Raw genomic sequence first — 18,729 nt, 5'->3', positions numbered from 1 at the left:
CTCAATCATGATAACTTCCTCATTGATATTTCTACTAAAATATTACTCAAAGAATACTGTAAAGTCAATGAGCCTTACATCATGCATGCAAATTAAGTAAGTTTTAAAAGAGTAAGAGGTCTTCCTCTTACTCATAAAGATAATTTATACCATCTGTCTTGATAGTAATCTTATCACCAACATTTACAGTAATCATCTTAATTACATCAGCGTACTTTGCTTTATAAATATTTTGATTTGTATCAATGATATAAAGATATGTATTACCACCAATATCAATCTTTTCAAGTTTCGCTACTGTAATTTCCTTCTCTTTATAGGCAGAAGTATCTACAGCATCATTTATTTCTTGATTTGCTTGTTCCGTACTGATTTCACCCTTTAGTAAACGACGATACTGTTCGATTGCGTCCTTTTGGTTGTACGCTGTCACAACCATGTTATACTGCTCAACATTGACACAAGCATACATCTTCACCAAACCATTATCATCCTTTAATACCATAATATATGTCGGTGTACCATCAACATTGATTAATGATGGGAAAGATGCGTGATATCCCTTCTCTTGTACTTCACCTTCAGCTGAATGCATACCACTTCCTTCATCTGCACCAGAAGCTAGGATAAACTTTGTCTCAGATGTACGTTCATTTGCCATGATAAATCCGATATTACTAGAATCACCATTTACAGAGGTTACACCTGTATAAATCCAAATGTCTCCATCTTTTGCGATATATCCGTAGTCTGTACGATAACTCTTATCACCATCTTCATTCTTAATTTCTACGGTTGTAGTCTGTCTACAATCAATCTGACCAAAGATACTATTCAAGAATCCACGGTGTAATTTAGCAGAGTCGTTATACTGATCTACGATAAGATTTCCTGGGTAAATAATATCTGCCCAACGTGGAACATCTTTCACATCAAGCTTTGTCATTGTGCCATCAATTGGATTAACTAAGATAGCACCTGTAATCTTCTTACCACCAAAAAGAGAAATACTATTTGTATAAGTAGAAGCGATATACCAAGGATTACCTTCTTCATCAATTTCAAAATGAAGATTTGTAAACATTGTTGTTGGATATGTAAAACGAATATGTCTTTCTAAATTCTCGTTGAAATAAGCACTAGGTACATACTTCATCTTGCTTGTCATCGAAACATATTCCGCATCCATTGTGACTGGATTTACTTTTACATAACCAGGAATACCATTTTCATGGTTTCCAAACCATTTAAAGAATCCATCATATTGTAAAGGTGCTACCTTGATTGGACTATTCTGATAGTCAATCTGCATATACTCACCAACATTAAACTGTGAAACAACATCACTTAAGGAACCAATCTTACGATCACCAAGTTTCTCAGCACTTGCAGTATCCATTAAGGCAATGGAACTTGTTCCACTAACAGATGGAATATCTTCCGTACTTCCTTCAGCTACTTTCAAGATGGATGAATATTCCTTCGCGTGGAATAAGCGCATACTTGTAATACTACCTAGCACCATACATACAAAGAGAATACATTCCACAAGCGCAATCCTCTTTAGATTCTCCTTTTCTTTGCGAACAGAGAATACTAGTGCCTGTACGATAAGGTACACTGCACCAACTCCTAATAGAAATGTCCAGAATTGAATACTCTTTAGGTTAATTGCTGGCAAGAAAAAGTAGAATCCAACACATGCGATAACAAGTGTAATAACAATTCCTATCACATAACTCATCACAGTATTATTCTTTAAATTCTCTTGATGAAACTTCATTCTACTAAACTGATGAAACTGTGGGTTCTTCTGTACGTTCATTATTTCATCCCCCTTATTTTGTACATGCATTATATCCCGTAATATTCATTTCCCATTTCATGAATATTACGAAAAAACATTCTATTTTTAGCTATTATTACAAATTGTTAGTTTTTATCAACATAATGTTCAATCCAAAGTTGTAAAGAGTGGATTGTTTCCTCCATTTGTTTTAGTTGGTCTTGAATAATTTTAAAATCGCGGATTTCCTTATCATCGATTTTTCCATCCACTGTCATTTCAATCAATCTTACTTTCTTTTCATCCAAAGATTGTAAAGTCGCAAGCATCTCTAATACAATCTGAGATAAGTTCTTCTCTTTCACAACTTTCATGCCACGTTTAATTCCAACTGGGCATTCTGTTGCGCAGAATGTGCTACATAACTCTTTATCCTTATAGATTTCCGCAAGCTTTACAACTTCTTCAGGATGAATTTCGAGCTTACCAGTTTCAATCTTCTCAAGACGACTCTCATTGAAAAAACCATCTGATAAATCTGCTACTTTATTTCGTGTTAGTTTCAGCTTCATACGAGCTTCTTGAAACATACTTTTCTCTTTATTTTCCATAATGGCTACCCTCATAAATCTAATCTCTTATATAGATGATAGCATACTAATACTCAAACAAATTTATTGTTATTCGCCATCTTAAAATGTATTACTGTATTTTTCGATTTATACAGTGTCTTGAAAATAAACAAAACAGTTTTACAATTAACTTATATAAGTAACTTTAGAAATTATCCCCAGCTGTACATTTTTTTGTACATATCTACAAACTATAATACAAATATCAAAACCAATATCACATACAATTCATTTTGAATGAGGGACCAATCATATGAAGACTGATCGAGCAATTACAATCTGTTTACTACATGTTCTACGTGAGTACTCTGATGAAAATCACATTCTATCCATGCAGGAAATCCGACAAAAAATGCAGCTACTCTATCACATTCAACCTGATAGAAGAACCATTTACTCTTCAATCGCATTGTTAGTAGATCTTGGATATGACATTTCAACATTCGAAGATAACAAGATTGGCTATTATCTTCAAGGTCGTGCATTCGAGCAATCAGAAATTCTACTATTAACAGATGCAGTCTATGCATTCCCTTTTATCTCCAATAAACAGTCTTCTGATCTTATCTCAAAGCTTCAAAACCAACTCAGCATGCATCAAAGAAAGAAATATACACACTTAAAAGTAGTACGTTCGAGTAGAAAATCCGATAATCGACAAGTCTTCTTAAATATCGAAGTACTTGATGAAGCAATCCAAGATAAGAAACAAGTATCATTTTCGTATCTAAATTACGACATCAATAAAACCTTAAAAAAACGTAGAGAAAAGCCCTACATTGTTAATCCATATGGCATGGTATACATGAATGAACATTACTATCTAATATGTAATCTATCAGGAAAAATAAATACCAGTCTTTATCGTATTGATCACATGAAAGATGTTGTGATTCAATCTTCATCTTGGGATAAAGAATATGAAAGAAAAGAGGATGCCATGGATGCAGTCTATGCATTCTCCGGAAAACCCGAAGCTATAACAATGCGATGTGACGACATCATCCTAGATGATGTAATCGACCGCTTCGGAACAAATATCTTCATCAGAAAAACCTCTGACACAGAATTTGAATTTACAGTTCACGCACCACCTCGCGGTATTAAATTCTGGGCATTACAATACTTACAATATGCAGAAGTATTATCACCAAAATGGTTAAGAGAGCAAATCACATCTAGTATCCTTCAGAACAAATACATCACAAGTAAAACACAATAATAGTCAAAACGGAGGAAAATATTATGACTGACAACACAAAAAAATCCAACAACCTATTCAACTTTGCAACATCAGAACTTTCCCAAGATGCCTTTTTCTGCTGGAGTCTTAATTGGCTAGCTGTAAAGGAAGACACAGATGATCCATATTATAAATATGGAAAAGCTATGCTTGATTTATTTCTCGGTGAGAATAAAAAAGATATATATAAAGAGGTGAAAGTATTAAAGCAATTCAACAGAATTGATGTACTCGTACTATTTAAGGATAATCAAGATAATCAATATGCACTCATTATCGAGGATAAAACAAACACATCGGAGCATAATGAGCAAATTGAAAAATATAAGAATCAACTAAACGATGCATTATCCAAAGATGAAAAGATTGGATATAAAAATCTACCAGGAACCCAGATTTATACTGCATATATAAAAACAGGAATTATGTATTCTAAAGATATATTTATGAAGAATACTGTCGATACAGTGGTTGATTTTGATAGGCTATATAGTCTATTAAAGGCCTATTCTCCAGAATCTAAAGAACCGATTACTTCTGATATTTTCCTCGATTATTATCATTACGTAGAAGAAACTCAAGAGAGCCATAAAAAAATCGAAGAAATGATTGAAAAAAATCTATATGTAGAGGCTCTAAAAACTACATATGGTAGATACTGTTTCCTAAAAAAGATATTTTATGAAGAAAATGGAAAAATGGATTTGAATTGCAAAGATAAAACAAATGAAGCAGATATGAATGTAGAAACAATACAGTCTGGAAACAATAATGGGAAAGTGCCTTATGCTGAGTATACCATTTGGCATGCAAAGCATAATGATAAAATGGCGAAAACAGATCAAGATGAATATCATTCTATATTCTGGCGTATAGATTCTCCGAATAGTAAATCAGATGAAGAAATAGATGCACCTTATATTTCTTTACGACATTATGATAAATATACAAAAGTAAATGAAAATACAAGGAAACGGAAAAAGGATAACTATACACCTTTGCGCGAGCATGCAGATAAATTCCCTAATAGAAATTGTTTTAAACAAATTGGAAAAAGATGCAACTATATAGAAAGTGATCTTATATTCATCCCAATGAGTAATCTTCAAAATAAAGACTTTAAGGAGATAAAAAAATTAGTACGAGATATAACTGAGTACTTTATATCTTATTGCAAAGAAAACAAGAATATTTTTAGATAAAAAACACCAACCCCTATACAGATTCACGTACAGGGGTTTTCTTTATGATTAGGGTACCATTGGAGGTACTAGTTATGAGACCAAAATATAAAACTGTTAGAGTAACTAAAGATTATCAGATACGTATTCAGAGAGAAAACTTTGCATCTATCGATGCGTTAAATAATTTGTACTGTAGTGAGAATATTAAGGATTTTGCTATCATATATCACAACGATCAATCACTCACACTAATTAGTGCGTATATTGTATGTCCATATTGTGGATATTTACATCCAATTCGGTGTATCTATAATCCGAATCAATCACAAGTAAATTTAATATGTGATTGGTCTAATCAAGAATTAACCGTTGTACTTTCAAACGAAGAAAAGATAGAAACAAAATTTCAATCGTTAGGGATACATCGTTTTACTTGTCCTTATTGTCATAAAGAATCAAATGATAGACATCAGAAAACTACCATTTCTATTAAACAAGAGAAATATAAGTTAACTATCAAACATGAAATTAACATTCTACATGCCAAAAAACATGGATCTTATCTAGTTGACTTAAATTACATATTCAATGTTCCTATGTATGAACAAGTTGAATTCAATATTCGTAATGGACATTCATGCATACGCTATATTGGAAAAGATGACACTCCATTATATATACAAGACATTACAAATAAACCTACCATTCTATCAAATTGCTTTCTGAAAGAATGGTTTAATCGATTCGATATCATAAAACAAACAATAAAAGAAAGCATGCAAAAAATCACAAAAACAACCTTACCTGTAGATTTATCAAACACTTTAGAAAACTATGTATTTTTCTCTCGCTTTGTAGGATTTGATGCATCATTCTATCTGGCTATGCCATATCATAAAACTACATATATATTCCAGGAATACTTCACAAATCTTAAAAGATTGCATAACCAAAAGACTGCGTTAGAATATCTTGAATCTTTTTCATTTTCAAAGAAGAAATCAATACGAAAATTAATCTTTACAAATCAAGGTTTATTGTTTTATCTCCGCGAATGTACTGTTTTATACAATACAATTCATGATGTAAATGTATTTTGTAATATCCTAGCTAGCAAATATATATTTGATATCTTGATGTTAGTACATCGCCACCCTACTACATATACATTCTTTCGCGACTGTTGTAAGGTAAAGGGAGCTTCTGTACTGTCACATAAATTTTCTTCAACTAACTTTAGCTGGTACGATTTCCAAAATTACGTTATTAATTACTGTTCACTAAATCATATCGAACAAATGTCCGAACAAAAGAAATGGAAGAAAGGTTTTTGCTTCTTTAACGATATGATTTCAACACCATATTCACTGCCTTTGATTCATCGATTATCTAGTAAGGTGAATGCTACTATTCGTGGGTATAAATTTATTGCATTAAATAACACAGCCGAGTGTTATTACGCTGGAGAAGCACTACAAAACTGCTTACAAAGTTGGGGTGATTGTGATAGTGGTGTCGTTGTCGTAAAACAAAATAGTAAGTTTATTGCATCAATCGAAGTATTTAATCATGCGATTGTTCAAGCTCGATCTATCGGCAATCAGCGTATAAGTAAATATGATGGATTAAAAGAAGTAATCATAGACTGGTCCAAATCAAATAATATCAAGTGTCCATTTGATAAAGATGAATAAAGGCATTATCACAATATCGATAATACCTCTTTATTATTTAGTTGCTAAAAGATAATACTGATGGGCAAATCCATGTGCACCGATTTCGGATAATGCATGGATACCTGTCTTACCTAGTTTGAGTTTACCAATCACTAACATAGGTACTTCGTATGATTTGCTGAGTTGTCCTATCACATTCATCTCCATGAAATGGAAATATTCATGACTAAGGATGAGGTTGATTGCGTCATTCATAGATAACTGATTCTCTTCTGCCCACTTTGTAATTGACTTTAGGTAGAGGTTAATTTGATTGGTTCCAGATACATAATCACTGAAGTATCTTTGGTTACCAACAACATAGTCGGTATCTTTATCATTTAACTGTAGTCCTGATTCTGCGCAAATTTTGCGGAAATCATAACTACCATTAAACTTTGCGAATACTTTCTTTGCGGTTTCCTCACCCTTTTTCCAAGCTTCATCTACAATACGCTCCTTATCTTCTTCCTTGATCTTGTTATAACAATAATCATAAGTGAGTTCTTGATATGCAAGATCTTTGGTTGGGAAAGGATATGTAAATCCTGGCATATTAGCCATCAACTCTCTTTGTCGCAATCACAATCAGTTTTGTGTCTGCAGCGATACCGCTTAATTCAACACCACCGATTGACTTTATCTGCTCTGCATTTTGTAAACCAGATAAGTCAATGACACGCTTTCCTAATACGATATATAGGTTTGGTAGGTTTGCACCACCATCGTTATATTCCGTTAGTTCTTCAATCATCCAATCCACATCTGCTTGCCAGCTTGCAGCTGAAGATTGACGTGACCATGCATTCTTCTTTTGAAGACGAATAACACCTTCATCATCAATTAAACGTAGTGGTTTTGTTGTCTTCTTAACAAGACCAAAGAGTTTCTTTTCTGTAATGACTGCTTGTATTGCATACATACTTCCATTTTCCGCAGAAATTTCTAATGTTGATTTATCAACATTTAAGTTATGTGCAACTGCATCGAGTAACTCTTCTTTTGTTAGTTGCTTCTTAAGACGATCTTTACTACGTAATTCTGTAGCACCTACCGCAATTGCACGAATGATATTACGTTGTGTATCTACTTCAACAGATACTTCGACTGTATCTGGTGATGCACCGTTTTGAATTGCTTTTAACTCTGCTTCACGACGTACACTGATGATATCTTCCTCAGTTGGATTGGATACGGAACGTTCTACCATATCACGAACCATCGCTAGTGCGACACCAATTGTTGAGATAACTGGAGCGTTCTTTGCAATCTTGAATTGATGATTCATTGTTTCAGCTAGATGTGGCACAACGCTAGCTGCACCTCCTCCACCTCCAACGAATAATGTCGTACGTGGGTCCATCTGATAGTCATGCATTAAGTCTTTGACTACCTTACCATTCTTTTCTGCTGCGTATGCCATTACCTTCTTCGCAGTTTCTTCCACAGATAATCCCATGTTATCTGCTAGTGGTTGCCATGCTTTACGTGCAGCCTCTACATTACCATATGCATAATCTTCTGGATGTACATAACCTGCAATGTTGGCAGCTCCTGCCATTGTTAAGGATACCTTTGTACCATTACTACATTCAATGTATGCATACTCAGGGTCACCATTCATTGGTTGAATTGTCTTTAATACAGGATCTACGATTAAACTTGGATCTGTATATACTTCATATTCAAGGTTTGCGATATGAGCAGATCTTGGTCCGATATTAATAGCCTTACCATCTTTAATTTCAACCATTGATCCACCACCGATACCTACGGTACGTACATCAAGAGAATTTAAATATGTCTTGTGTCCACCAACTTCAGCGTACTTGATCATAACCTTACCATCTTTTACGCATGAAATATCAGTTGAAGTTCCACCTACTTCAAAGAAGATACCATCTGTTAATTTCTCATACATCAAAGCACCCGCAACACCCGCTGCTGGTCCAGATAGGATTGTTAGGATAGGACGATTTCTTACTTCCTCAACCGTCATAACACCACCATCACAACGCATAACCATCAGTGGATTCTTGATGCTTGCCTTCTTGATTGATTCATCTGTCATTGTGGCAGCTTCTAACATCTTAGGCATGATACTAGCGTTTACAACTGCTGTACGTGTTCTAATCTTTAAGCCATATAACTTGGAGATATCATTTGTGGCAGTTGAAGGAATATTATGTTCTGTACAATGCTTAATCACCAAGTTTTCATTTGTTGGATCATCTACTGAGAACGCTTCAGCTGCTACAATACTCTTACATCCCTTTTCTTGTAGGGATTTGATTGCTGCGATAATTGCTTCATCAATCTTTAATGAATCTGATGTATCTACAAACTCATTTTCAGAGTAGAGATACTTTCCTTTTGCTAATTCGATGTTGTCAATTGCTGTATCACTCTTTGATTTTGCACCTTGTAATCCTTTGCCAAGTGTTACAACACCTACCTTTACAACATCACCTTCTAGCAAGGCATTCGTTGCCTGTGTAGTACCATGGGCAATAAATACAACATCATCTGGTTTGATGTTATATTCCTCCATGATTTTATGTAATACTTGAACGATACCTGCAGCTACACCCTCTGGTGCAAAGTGTGTTGTAGGAATCTTAACAGTTCCAATCAACTCATATGTTTCATTGTTAATCGCAACTGCATCTGTAAATGTTCCACCTACGTCAATACCAATACGAACTTTCATATACCCTCCTCATATGACTATCTAAAATCAACACAAGTTAAACTTGTACTCATTTTAAATAACTGAGGGTACTTAAAGAATAAGCACCCTTCAGTTTTATTTAATTGAAAAATAATACGGCTGATAATACTACACCAAATACTGCGATTACCCATAGGTAAGGTAGTAATTTACGTGTAATGCTGTTGACATCTACTTCACAGAAGTTTGCTGTCCAAACGTTCTGTGTATTTGTTGGGTCACCACAACCCTGGATACGTTCTGCAGATAAGAATGCACCCATAACTGCTAGTGGAGATAATGTTCCTAAACCAATAATTAGTGCTGCGATACCAGAACCCAAACCGAATAAGTTCATTGGTCCACGGTAAAGTGCTAATGGCGCAAGTAGTGAGAAGAATAGGATGTATGCAACCTTAGACTTAGGTGTTACAGCTAATAAGAATGGATTGAGAACTTCTTTTACCATTGGGTGTGTAACTGCTAAGTAAAGGATACCGATACCTACCATTAAGATTACTGCTGGACCAGCATCTGTGATACCGTCGTAGCATGTCTTTGTAAGTGTGTTCATTGCTTTTGCAAAAGATGTTGATGTGAAGATTAATGCCCATGCAATACCAACCATGAATGCAGGACATACCGGAACCTTAAGACCTGCAACAAGAACGATTGGGATTAATGGTGTAAACATTGCTAATCCACCTCTAACACCAGTTAGTTGTGTTGTTTTAGCTTCTTGCTTAGCTGGAGCTGAGAATGCAAACTTGATACCGTTCTTCTTGAATTCAACGAAGATCAAGATTAGCGTAGCTACTGCTGTAGCAACCATGAGGTACATCTCAAAGTTACGAATCTGATCGATTTCAAGTGAGAAGATACCTGCGAACATCTTCCAATTTGCGATGTTGAATGTTAAACCTGTTGTGAATGACATTAAGAAGATTGATGCAGCTGATAAAGCTGGAACACCGATAGAGATCAAGATTGGTAATACGATAGAACCAACCATGATGATGGAACCAAGTCCACTTAATGTTGTGAAGAGTAATGCTACCGCAACACAGAGAATCAGTGTTACTACTAATGGCTTATCGCCACCTAATTCGGCGGATTTCTTAATGATATTTTCTGTAATACCTGTCTTGTTCATTAATTGACCTAACCATGAACCGAAAATAACCGCCATGATAGCTGCGCCCATACGAACAGTTCCAGCTTCTAGAACTGCCTGCAACCATCCGATTGCTACACCATCAGCGTTTACACCAATTGCTGGAACACCAGCAATCAAGCAGATTACAACTGCCATTAAAGGTAATGCTAGTAATGTAGGAATCTTTTTTGTCATCATCAATGCTGCGATGATAACGAAGGCTAAAATAATTAAAATACCTTGAAGCATATTCAAATCCCCTTTCCTATATGAACACGACATTTGTCGTTAGTTCCTAAATAAATAACAATTCATTTCTTACTTTCTCTGCCATACGTGGTGATAAAGTATCTGTTTCTTCTGTGTGAACCTGTATGAGTTCCACATCTTTATTCTGAAGTTTTAGTTTTTGATAGAACTGAAAATCTGTACCCATCATAAAGATTTTTTTGATATCAAACATCGTACATAACGTGTTCAATAACTGACTAACTTCCTTTGTACCTGTGTTTTCTGAGAGTAGTTCTTTACAGAATTCTGAGCGTAGCGGAACTTTCTGTCCATCAATCGTAACAGTTGTAAATACTTTCTCGCCTACCATCACGTGTGCACAGTTTACTTTTTCATGCAGCGTTTCTTCATTGAATGCATTGGTAATCGTAAAACTGCTACATGTCTCTTCACTAACAGGAATGTGTAATTGGCTGTTAAGTGCTCCCTGTAAACTGATTGTTGCTGATGCATATCCTGTATCGTAAATCGTATTTAAGTCACTCGGCTGTACATCATCATGCAGTAACAAACCAATCCCACGTATGTTTTGGTCTGCATGTATCTTTACAGTTTCTACCAACAATTCAAACAAGTCATTACCCGTTACTCTTTGTTTCGCAATGCATGTTGAGACAAGAGTTTCCAAACACATATCGAATAAGCAGAAGAATACTGAACGTCGACTGATTTCAAATACCGCAACACTTCCAAATTCTGCTGCGATAGATAAATCTTTACGACTTCTACCCTTTTCAACTGTCTGTGTACCCGTTTCTACAATGATACCTTTGCCTAGCAAATCTCCAACAATTGAACTGACTGTACTTGGTGATAAGCCAGTTTCCTGTGCAAGTTCAATACGTGAGATACTCCTTGCTTGCATGATCTGTTGCATGACTAAATTGGTATTCTGATTTTTAATGTCTTTTAAACCTTTCTTACCCATGCAAACTCCTTTAATTCGGACTCCGAAATAAATCGCACTTTTAAAATACACCTAACTTTCAATATTTGCAATATTAATTTGTAAACGCTTTCTATTTTTGTATTTAAAAAGTACTCCTGCTAGAGAGTACTTGATTTTAATTAGCGATATTCGCCTAACTTTTCAGCGATATCTTTGCCATCTAATGCATTGAGTGCCATATTCATTTGATTTGCCAATACTGTAGCCATACCCGCTGCTTCACCCATATCAATGCAGGTTGGAATAATTCTGACACTTGCCTGCATTAAGAATGTTGTAGAGATACATCTACCTGCCACAACGAGGTTTTCAACTTCATTTGTGACCATCGCACGATATGGAATTTCATAATAATCACCTGGTTGATAGGAAATCTGGTGTACCAAACTCTTATTTGCGGAATGGACATCGATGTACCAGTCACCACGCGCAACTGCATCTTCGTATCTAGCCTTTCTTGGATAGTCTTCTTCATGCATCAAAAGCTTACCTACGATTTGCCATGATTCACGAACACCTAACATGTTGGCTACCTGAACCAAATAACAATTCTCAAATCCAGGCATCATTTCTTTCAAGAAACGAACCAGACGACGAATGCACTGATGACCATATACGATAGCAGCAGATCTTTCTAGCGCATGCGTATTATTCTTTAAATTCACTAAGTGTGGACAGTTAAATGACATGACGCCTGTCTTATCAGGAATTGTAAAGTTTTGGAAATAATGTAAATCCTGTGGAATTAGAATACCTGCTTCTACACCCTTACGGAATAGTGGTTCCATCGCAAAGTTCTTACCAGCTACCATCGCTGATTCAAACTGGTCACCCTTGATACGATGAATACTGTAAGTATCATCTAGTGAGAATACATATTCACGATATTTTTCAATATCGATACCGCCTACTTCAAAACGTAGTGAAGTAATCTGATTATTTCCCTCTTCATCGCCACACAATACTTCTACACCAGATAGGCGTGATAGCACCGCATCACCACTAGCATCCACAAACTGTCTTCCACCAATCGCAACTAGGCCTTCAATCGTATTTGCGATAACATACTTAATCTTGTGATCTTCTAAAATCACATCACAGACAGACGCATCGTAAAGTAACTCACCACCACAGCTTATATAAAGACTTTCCCACGCATCTGCCATTGCCTCTGCAGAGAACCATCTTTGTGCAGTTCCGTGTTGGTCACGTGTTTCGCCATACTTCTTCATCTCATTTTCCAAATCATAGAAATTTTGATGATGATTTGTAAAAGAGCGCATCATCGGTGTTACAAGTGCGTTTGTGGCACTACCACCAAGACGGATTGCCTTATCAATGATTAATGTAGAAAAGCCATTCTTGGCTGAAGTATAACCTGCAGAACTACCCGCACTACCTCCACCGACAATGACAGTATCGTAGGTCTTTAAAACCTTTATCTCTCTTGTGCCATATTGAATTTTTGTTTCCATAATTTTCCATCCTTGTATTTGTTTTTAGTTATGCCCCAAAAAGAACAGATTGTCAAATACTCTTTGAAGTGTATACAATAAAACCAACAGGAGTAAAAACATATGAACGAAAAAAATAAACAAATTTTAGACGCAATCAAGGGACAATTGATTGTCTCTTGCCAAGCATTACCTAGTGAACCATTACACAGTAGTTATATCATGTCCAGAATGGCTTATGCGGCTTATTTAGGCGGTTCTAAAGGAATCCGCGCTAATAGCGTAGAAGATATTCTAGAGATTAAAAAAACGGTAGATTTACCAGTCATCGGTATTATCAAGATTGACTATGAAGATGCACCAGATGTTTACATCACACCAACGATGAAAGAAGTCGATGCTTTAGTCGAAATTGGTGTTGAAGTCATCGCAATGGATGCCACAAAGCGTACACGTCCTGGACAATTAGATCTAGATACTTTCTTCAAGGCAGTACGTGAAAAATATCCTGACCAGTTATTCATGGCAGATTGTTCCAACATTGAAGAAGGCATGCATGCAGCCGAAATTGGCTTTGACTTAATTGGCACAACAATGGCTGGTTATACAGAATATACAAAGGGATGCAGTTTACCTCCATACAGAATGATTAAGACACTTGTAGAACAGTGTGGTAAACCTGTTATCGCAGAAGGAAATATCTCTACCCCAGAACAATGCCGTCATGCGATGGATATCGGTGTACATGCAGTTGTGGTTGGTTCCGCAATCACTAGACCACTCGAAATTACCAAGAAGTTCAAGGCGGCCCTTGATGCGTAAGATTGTTACTCTAGACATCGGCGGCACAAACATCAAAGTTGGTATTTTCGAAGATGAAGTACTTGTCCAAGAAGCAGAAATTCCAACACTAGCCAAACAAGGCGCAAAAGATGTCATTGATCGCTGTATCACATTTATTAAACAATACATGCCCTGCGATGGCATCGGCATTAGCACCTGTGGACAAGTCAATAACGATGATGGTTCTATCCACTACGCAAACGAAAACATGCCAGGTTACACAGGCATGCAAGTAAAGAAGATATTCGAAAATGAATTCCATGTCAAAGTCACAGTTGAAAATGATGTGTACGCCGCTGCTCGTGGTGAAAATCAATACGGCGCAGGCAAAGGCTACAAAGATTTCATATGTCTAACATATGGCACTGGCATTGGTGGAGGTATATACCTAAATGGTCAGCCATACTATGGAGCAGGTAAATCTGCAGGTGTGATGTTAGGCGGCATGATATTGCAATCATCAACAGTTAAAAAACCATGGGATGGTAGCTACGAATCACTAGCATCCACAACCGCACTCATTCAAAGTGCACAACAAGTTAATCCATGCATTACAAATGGAAGAATCCTATTTGATCACTTAAATGAGCCTGAAATTAAAGCGATTTTAGATGCTTGGATTGAACAGATTGCGATTGGTTTATGTTCTTTAACACACGTATATAACGTACCACTATTCATTCTTGGCGGTGGCATTCTTGAACAAGAATATGTATTTAACAATATTAAAAAGGCATATCAAAAATATGTTATTCCAGGCTTTGATGGTGTACAAATCCATCAAGCAAAGCTTGGTAATAAAGCCGGTATATACGGTGCACTGGCATTAAATATCAGTAGATAAATACAACAAAAGGAGTTAATTCACTCCTTTTGTTGTTTATTCAGCGTGTGTTAAGTTACGTTCTTCTGCATCATAATATACAGGATTTACTAGACGAATATAACATTCATCACCCACTGCCAATACTTGATGGTGTGGTGCCTGAATCTTTAATTCCTGTGTACCTAAACTTACATAGTATTCTGTATATTCAGATAGGATAATACGCTTTGTGATCTTTGTCTTGATTCCCGAGTCATGATTGATTTCAATCTCACTCGGTCTTGTCGCAAGTTTTACAGCCTTATCCATGTGTTGAATTGTACATGGTAATGGTTGTGTTGTATCACCTTCGGCATATACCTTACCATCTCTATATTCAACCTTTGTAAAATTAGATTCGCCTAAGAAATTATGTACGAATAAATTTACTGGCTTGTTATAGAGTTCTTGTGGAGTACCGATTTGGATGATTTCACCCTTATTCATAACAAGTAGACGATCAGATAACGCTAAAGCTTCTGACTGGTCATGCGTTACGAATACGATTGTAAAGTTATATTCCTTTTGTAGACGCTTGATTTCAAAACGCATACTCTCTCTTAACTTTGGATCAAGGTTTGATAAAGGTTCATCTAATAATAAGATACCTGGGTTAACAACGATAGAACGTGCTAACGCAATTCTCTGTTGTTCACCACCAGATAAATCAGATGGGAATACCTTTGCTTGGTCTAATAAGTTCGTCTGTTTAAGCGCAAGATTTACACGTTCCTCAATCTCTGCCTTTGGGCGTTTTTGAACTTGTAACGGGAATGCTACGTTATCAAATACGTTTAAGTGTGGCCAAACAGCGAATGCCTGGAACACCATTCCTAAGTTACGGTGTTCAGGTGGAACGTATAAGTTCTTCGTCTTGTTGGATACAACTTTTCCCTCTAAACGGATTTCACCTTCGCTTAAATCTTCAAAACCTGCAAGCATACGTAGAGTTGTTGTCTTACCACATCCAGAAGGTCCTAAGAACGAGAAACATTCACCCTTCTTGATTGTTAGGTTGAAGTTATTTACTGCTGTCACTGTACCTAATGTTTTGGTCGTATAGTCTTTTCTTACATTTATTAATTCAATCTGATTCATACTTATACGCCCTTTCTTTCCTTCGTAATAAAGTTAATAATCCAGTTTACAACAACGATCAATAAGATTGTTAGGGTTGCAAGTGCTGAAGCTTGTGTAATATATCCATCACTACGTAACATGTAGATAGCTACACCTAATGTTCTTGTATATGGTCCATACAAGAGTGAACTTGTTGTTAATTCACGCATTGCTGGCAAGAAGATTAGGAAGAAACCTGATAACATCGCAGGACGGATGAGTGGAAGGGTAATATCCTTGAGGGATTCTGTATGAGAAGCACCGCAAGAACGTGAAGCCTCTTCCAATGATGGGTGTACCTGTCTTAAGGCAGCAGAAGCTGCGTTCATAGAGAAAGACAAGTAACGTGCGATATAAGCAATGAAGATAATCCATAGTGTGTTATATAGGTTGATATTCAAGATCTTTCCAGACCATGCAAGAATGACACCGATTGCAAGTACTGTACCTGGTAAAGAGTATGGAAGTGTAGCTAAGAATTCCAAAGCACCCTTTCCCTTTGGCTTGATCTTGATGATTACATACGCAATCATTACACCTAGTAACATTGCAAAGATACCTGAGCTTACCGCTAGGATTAAGGAGTTTGATACACCATCACGAACCATCTTGTTGTTGAATAAGATATTAGTATAGTTGCTGAAGTCGAAGTTACTTGGTACAAGTGGTAGACCATAAGACTTCAATAGACCAACTAAGAAGATCATTCCTAATGGTACAACAACGATGATAACTAATGTCACGATAGAGATAATCAAGAGAGGAATCTTAGCAGAACGTAATTTAATTACGGTTGGACGCATACTCTTACCTTTGATAATGTCATAGCTTCCAGACTTCAATATAGCCTTCTGTAATAAAAGTGCTACAGACACAACAACAACTAATAAGATTGATAGAATTGTCGCTTCACGAATACCCTGGAAATCACCAGCGGCACGGTTAATGAGCTGGAAGATTCGTGTTGGTAATGTGTAAATGTTCTGTGAGAATCCTAAGATAGAAGGGACACCGAAGTGTGATAATGATGAAATCATAATCAATAGTGCACCAGATGAAATTGCAGGCTTAACAAGTGGTAATGTAATCTTACGAATAACATATCCCTGTGAAGCACCGGCAATACGTGCAGATTCTTCGAGTGTTGGGTCCATTCTTTCTAATGCACTTACTACCTGCATGAATACAAATGGGAAGTAATAAGAAACTTCAACGAAGATAATTCCCCAGATAGAGTTGATGTTAATAGGTGCCTTTGTTAAATGGAATGTAGACATTAACCAGTTATTTAAATATCCACCTCTTCCTGATAACAATAAGTCCCAAGCCATGGCTCCAAAGAATGGAGGGAACATGTATGGGATACTAAATAATGCACGCATGAATCCCTTCATCGGAATATCACTACGTCCAAGTAACCATGCATAGAACAAACCCATGATAGTACCGAAAATTGTTACCCAGAATGCAATGGTGATTGTATTCCACATCGCACCGATGTTTTCTTTATTCAATAGAACTTTGAAGAAGCTATCCAATGCTAGCTTTCCATCTACGAATAAAGCATTCACAATAATGGAGGCGACCGGAACAATCGCAATAATCGCAAGAATGATAAAGCTTGCGATAATCATAATTTTATCTAAAGAAAACTTACGACCATCTAGCGCAGCTAAATCATTATTTAACGTTTTACGCTTAAACATTATGCCTCCTCCTTTTCATAATAGAACTTACGAACAAATTTCAAGCCAACTTCTTGGCCTTCCTTTGCCTTGCCGTACTTCATTACATCTAAAGCAGATTGTTGAAGACGGATTTGCTTATCACCTAATTGAATAAAGTAGTTTGTAATATTTCCTAGGAAAGTTTCTGTAACTACCTTACCCTTGATAGGACTTTCGTTATCAAATACTGCATCCATTGGTCTAAATGCTAATTGATATGCCTTTGTTGGATTTTCGAGTGCAGACTTTTCATCTAGCTTCACTAAACCATTTTGTGTATTGATGTATACGCCATCCTCCTTCGCAACTACGTCTACGAAGTTAGAAATCCCTACAAATTCAAAGATATAACGATCCTTAGGCTTCATAACGATATCGTAGTCGTTACCTAACTGACGGATGTTACCCTGTTGATCCATAATCGCAAGACGATCGCATAACTCTAAAGAAGCTTCTTGGTCATGTGAGATATAAACGATTGTTGTTCCAATTGTCTTTTGAATCTCACGAATTTCCTTCAACATCTCTTGACGTAGTTTCAAGTCTAAGTTTGTGATAGGTTCATCTAAAACGATTAATTCTTTTGATGATACAAGTGCACGAGCAATCGCAACACGTTGCTGTTGTCCACCGGACAACTGTGAAGGTAAGTGGTTTGCATAAGTTTCCATCTGTACCTGCTTGAGCGCATTCATTGCGATTTCCTGCATTTGTTTCTTATCCATTCTCTTCTTCTTTAATGGATACTTTACATTTTCCAATACTGTTAAATGTGGCCATACCGCATAGTCTTGGAATACAACACCAATATTTCTTCTCTCTGGTGGGATATTAATTCTCTTTTTAGCATCGAAGACACAAGTTTCTCCAATAAAAATGGACCCTGTTTCAGGCTTGATAAAACCACAGAGAAGTCTAATCAATGTAGTTTTACCGCACCCGGAGGGTCCAATTACACCCATAATTTCGCCATCATTTACTTCTAATGATAGGTTTTGGATAATCTTTTTGTCTCCATAGCTAAAAGATACATCGTTAAATTGTACTTTTGCCAT

15 protein-coding genes are annotated in these 18,729 nt (G+C 36.3%); 5 read left to right on the top strand and 10 right to left on the bottom strand.

All coding sequences use genetic code 11. From position 1 onward, the window contains the following. Window positions 1–127: 127 nt before the first annotated feature. Complete coding sequence (locus tag RWM19_RS03735; RefSeq protein WP_313983859.1) at window positions 128–1,825, bottom strand: hypothetical protein; 1,698 nt, start codon at window positions 1,823–1,825, stop codon at window positions 128–130. A gap of 107 nt (window positions 1,826–1,932) precedes the next feature. Next, window positions 1,933–2,397 carry a helix-turn-helix transcriptional regulator gene (locus RWM19_RS03730; RefSeq protein WP_313983856.1) on the bottom strand — a complete coding sequence of 155 codons (465 nt, stop codon included), beginning with the start codon at window positions 2,395–2,397 and terminating at the stop codon, window positions 1,933–1,935. Between the two features lie 274 nt (window positions 2,398–2,671). Between RWM19_RS03730 and RWM19_RS03725 the strand changes: the two genes are divergently transcribed. From RWM19_RS03725 to RWM19_RS03715, 3 genes are all read left to right on the top strand, one after another. After that, on the top strand, window positions 2,672–3,640 hold the full coding sequence (locus RWM19_RS03725; protein WP_313983853.1) for a WYL domain-containing protein: 969 nt from the start codon (window positions 2,672–2,674) through the stop codon (window positions 3,638–3,640). A gap of 23 nt (window positions 3,641–3,663) precedes the next feature. After that, window positions 3,664–4,863 (top strand): PD-(D/E)XK nuclease family protein, encoded by a 1,200-nt coding sequence (locus RWM19_RS03720; RefSeq protein WP_313983850.1) that lies wholly within the window; start codon window positions 3,664–3,666, stop codon window positions 4,861–4,863. A gap of 74 nt (window positions 4,864–4,937) precedes the next feature. Next, complete coding sequence (locus RWM19_RS03715) at window positions 4,938–6,539, top strand: hypothetical protein (protein WP_313983847.1); 1,602 nt, start codon at window positions 4,938–4,940, stop codon at window positions 6,537–6,539. Window positions 6,540–6,572: 33 nt separating this feature from the next. On the opposite strand, the gene RWM19_RS03710 is transcribed toward RWM19_RS03715, so the two are convergent. From RWM19_RS03710 to RWM19_RS03690, 5 genes are all read right to left on the bottom strand, one after another. After that, entirely contained in the window at window positions 6,573–7,124 is a 552-nt protein-coding gene (locus RWM19_RS03710) for a hypothetical protein (protein WP_313983844.1), read from the bottom strand. Then, window positions 7,117–9,270 carry a hydantoinase/oxoprolinase family protein gene (locus RWM19_RS03705; RefSeq protein ID WP_313983841.1) on the bottom strand — a complete coding sequence of 718 codons (2,154 nt, stop codon included), beginning with the start codon at window positions 9,268–9,270 and terminating at the stop codon, window positions 7,117–7,119. The genes RWM19_RS03710 and RWM19_RS03705 overlap by 8 nt, the downstream gene beginning before the upstream one ends. A 100-nt stretch (window positions 9,271–9,370) precedes the next feature. Beyond that, a complete protein-coding gene (locus tag RWM19_RS03700) occupies window positions 9,371–10,675 on the bottom strand; it encodes a C4-dicarboxylate ABC transporter (RefSeq protein ID WP_294025207.1) in 1,305 nt (434 codons plus the stop codon). Window positions 10,676–10,721: 46 nt separating this feature from the next. Then, complete coding sequence (locus tag RWM19_RS03695; RefSeq protein ID WP_313983837.1) at window positions 10,722–11,645, bottom strand: winged helix-turn-helix domain-containing protein; 924 nt, start codon at window positions 11,643–11,645, stop codon at window positions 10,722–10,724. Window positions 11,646–11,785: 140 nt separating this feature from the next. Further along, window positions 11,786–13,141 carry an FAD-dependent oxidoreductase gene (locus RWM19_RS03690; RefSeq protein WP_313983833.1) on the bottom strand — a complete coding sequence of 452 codons (1,356 nt, stop codon included), beginning with the start codon at window positions 13,139–13,141 and terminating at the stop codon, window positions 11,786–11,788. A 102-nt stretch (window positions 13,142–13,243) separates the two neighbouring features. Here RWM19_RS03690 and RWM19_RS03685 point away from each other — a divergent pair, with 102 nt between their 5' ends. Both RWM19_RS03685 and RWM19_RS03680 read left to right on the top strand, forming a co-directional pair. After that, window positions 13,244–13,942: an N-acetylmannosamine-6-phosphate 2-epimerase gene (locus RWM19_RS03685; RefSeq protein WP_028077673.1), complete on the top strand. Its 699-nt coding sequence runs from the start codon at window positions 13,244–13,246 to the stop codon at window positions 13,940–13,942. Then, complete coding sequence (locus tag RWM19_RS03680) at window positions 13,935–14,807, top strand: ROK family protein (RefSeq protein ID WP_313983831.1); 873 nt, start codon at window positions 13,935–13,937, stop codon at window positions 14,805–14,807. The genes RWM19_RS03685 and RWM19_RS03680 overlap by 8 nt, the downstream gene beginning before the upstream one ends. A 36-nt stretch (window positions 14,808–14,843) precedes the next feature. Here the strand turns inward: RWM19_RS03680 and RWM19_RS03675 are convergent, their stop codons facing one another. From RWM19_RS03675 to RWM19_RS03665, 3 genes are read right to left on the bottom strand one after another with little or no spacing between them, the layout of a single operon-like run. After that, a complete protein-coding gene (locus tag RWM19_RS03675) occupies window positions 14,844–15,926 on the bottom strand; it encodes an ABC transporter ATP-binding protein (protein WP_294022603.1) in 1,083 nt (360 codons plus the stop codon). Window positions 15,927–15,928: 2 nt separating this feature from the next. Continuing rightward, window positions 15,929–17,653 (bottom strand): iron ABC transporter permease, encoded by a 1,725-nt coding sequence (locus RWM19_RS03670; protein WP_037403538.1) that lies wholly within the window; start codon window positions 17,651–17,653, stop codon window positions 15,929–15,931. Continuing rightward, window positions 17,653–18,729 carry an ABC transporter ATP-binding protein gene (locus RWM19_RS03665; RefSeq protein WP_313983827.1) on the bottom strand — a complete coding sequence of 359 codons (1,077 nt, stop codon included), beginning with the start codon at window positions 18,727–18,729 and terminating at the stop codon, window positions 17,653–17,655. Before RWM19_RS03665 ends, RWM19_RS03670 begins: the two co-directional genes overlap by 1 nt.

The organism is uncultured Solobacterium sp. (assembly GCF_963517755.1).
In the GTDB taxonomy this organism is placed as follows: domain Bacteria; phylum Bacillota_I; class Bacilli_A; order Erysipelotrichales; family Erysipelotrichaceae; genus Bulleidia.
Note: the sequence above shows the minus strand (reverse complement) of the source record. Positions and strands in the feature narration are given on the sequence as shown.

Excerpts from the sequence above, each read along its gene's own strand:
- RWM19_RS03680 (WP_313983831.1), top strand. The coding sequence starts at position 13,935 with ATGCGTAAGATTGTTACTCTAGACATCGGCGGCACAAACATCAAAGTT.
- RWM19_RS03695 (WP_313983837.1), bottom strand. The coding sequence starts at position 11,645 with ATGGGTAAGAAAGGTTTAAAAGACATTAAAAATCAGAATACCAATTTA.
- RWM19_RS03735 (WP_313983859.1), bottom strand. The coding sequence starts at position 1,825 with ATGAACGTACAGAAGAACCCACAGTTTCATCAGTTTAGTAGAATGAAG.
- RWM19_RS03665 (WP_313983827.1), bottom strand. The coding sequence starts at position 18,729 with ATGGCAAAAGTACAATTTAACGATGTATCTTTTAGCTATGGAGACAAA.
- RWM19_RS03670 (WP_037403538.1), bottom strand. The coding sequence starts at position 17,653 with ATGTTTAAGCGTAAAACGTTAAATAATGATTTAGCTGCGCTAGATGGT.
- RWM19_RS03710 (WP_313983844.1), bottom strand. The coding sequence starts at position 7,124 with ATGGCTAATATGCCAGGATTTACATATCCTTTCCCAACCAAAGATCTT.
- RWM19_RS03725 (WP_313983853.1), top strand. The coding sequence starts at position 2,672 with ATGAAGACTGATCGAGCAATTACAATCTGTTTACTACATGTTCTACGT.
- RWM19_RS03700 (WP_294025207.1), bottom strand. The coding sequence starts at position 10,675 with ATGCTTCAAGGTATTTTAATTATTTTAGCCTTCGTTATCATCGCAGCA.
- RWM19_RS03705 (WP_313983841.1), bottom strand. The coding sequence starts at position 9,270 with ATGAAAGTTCGTATTGGTATTGACGTAGGTGGAACATTTACAGATGCA.
- RWM19_RS03720 (WP_313983850.1), top strand. The coding sequence starts at position 3,664 with ATGACTGACAACACAAAAAAATCCAACAACCTATTCAACTTTGCAACA.
- RWM19_RS03675 (WP_294022603.1), bottom strand. The coding sequence starts at position 15,926 with ATGAATCAGATTGAATTAATAAATGTAAGAAAAGACTATACGACCAAA.
- RWM19_RS03715 (WP_313983847.1), top strand. The coding sequence starts at position 4,938 with ATGAGACCAAAATATAAAACTGTTAGAGTAACTAAAGATTATCAGATA.
- RWM19_RS03690 (WP_313983833.1), bottom strand. The coding sequence starts at position 13,141 with ATGGAAACAAAAATTCAATATGGCACAAGAGAGATAAAGGTTTTAAAG.
- RWM19_RS03730 (WP_313983856.1), bottom strand. The coding sequence starts at position 2,397 with ATGGAAAATAAAGAGAAAAGTATGTTTCAAGAAGCTCGTATGAAGCTG.
- RWM19_RS03685 (WP_028077673.1), top strand. The coding sequence starts at position 13,244 with ATGAACGAAAAAAATAAACAAATTTTAGACGCAATCAAGGGACAATTG.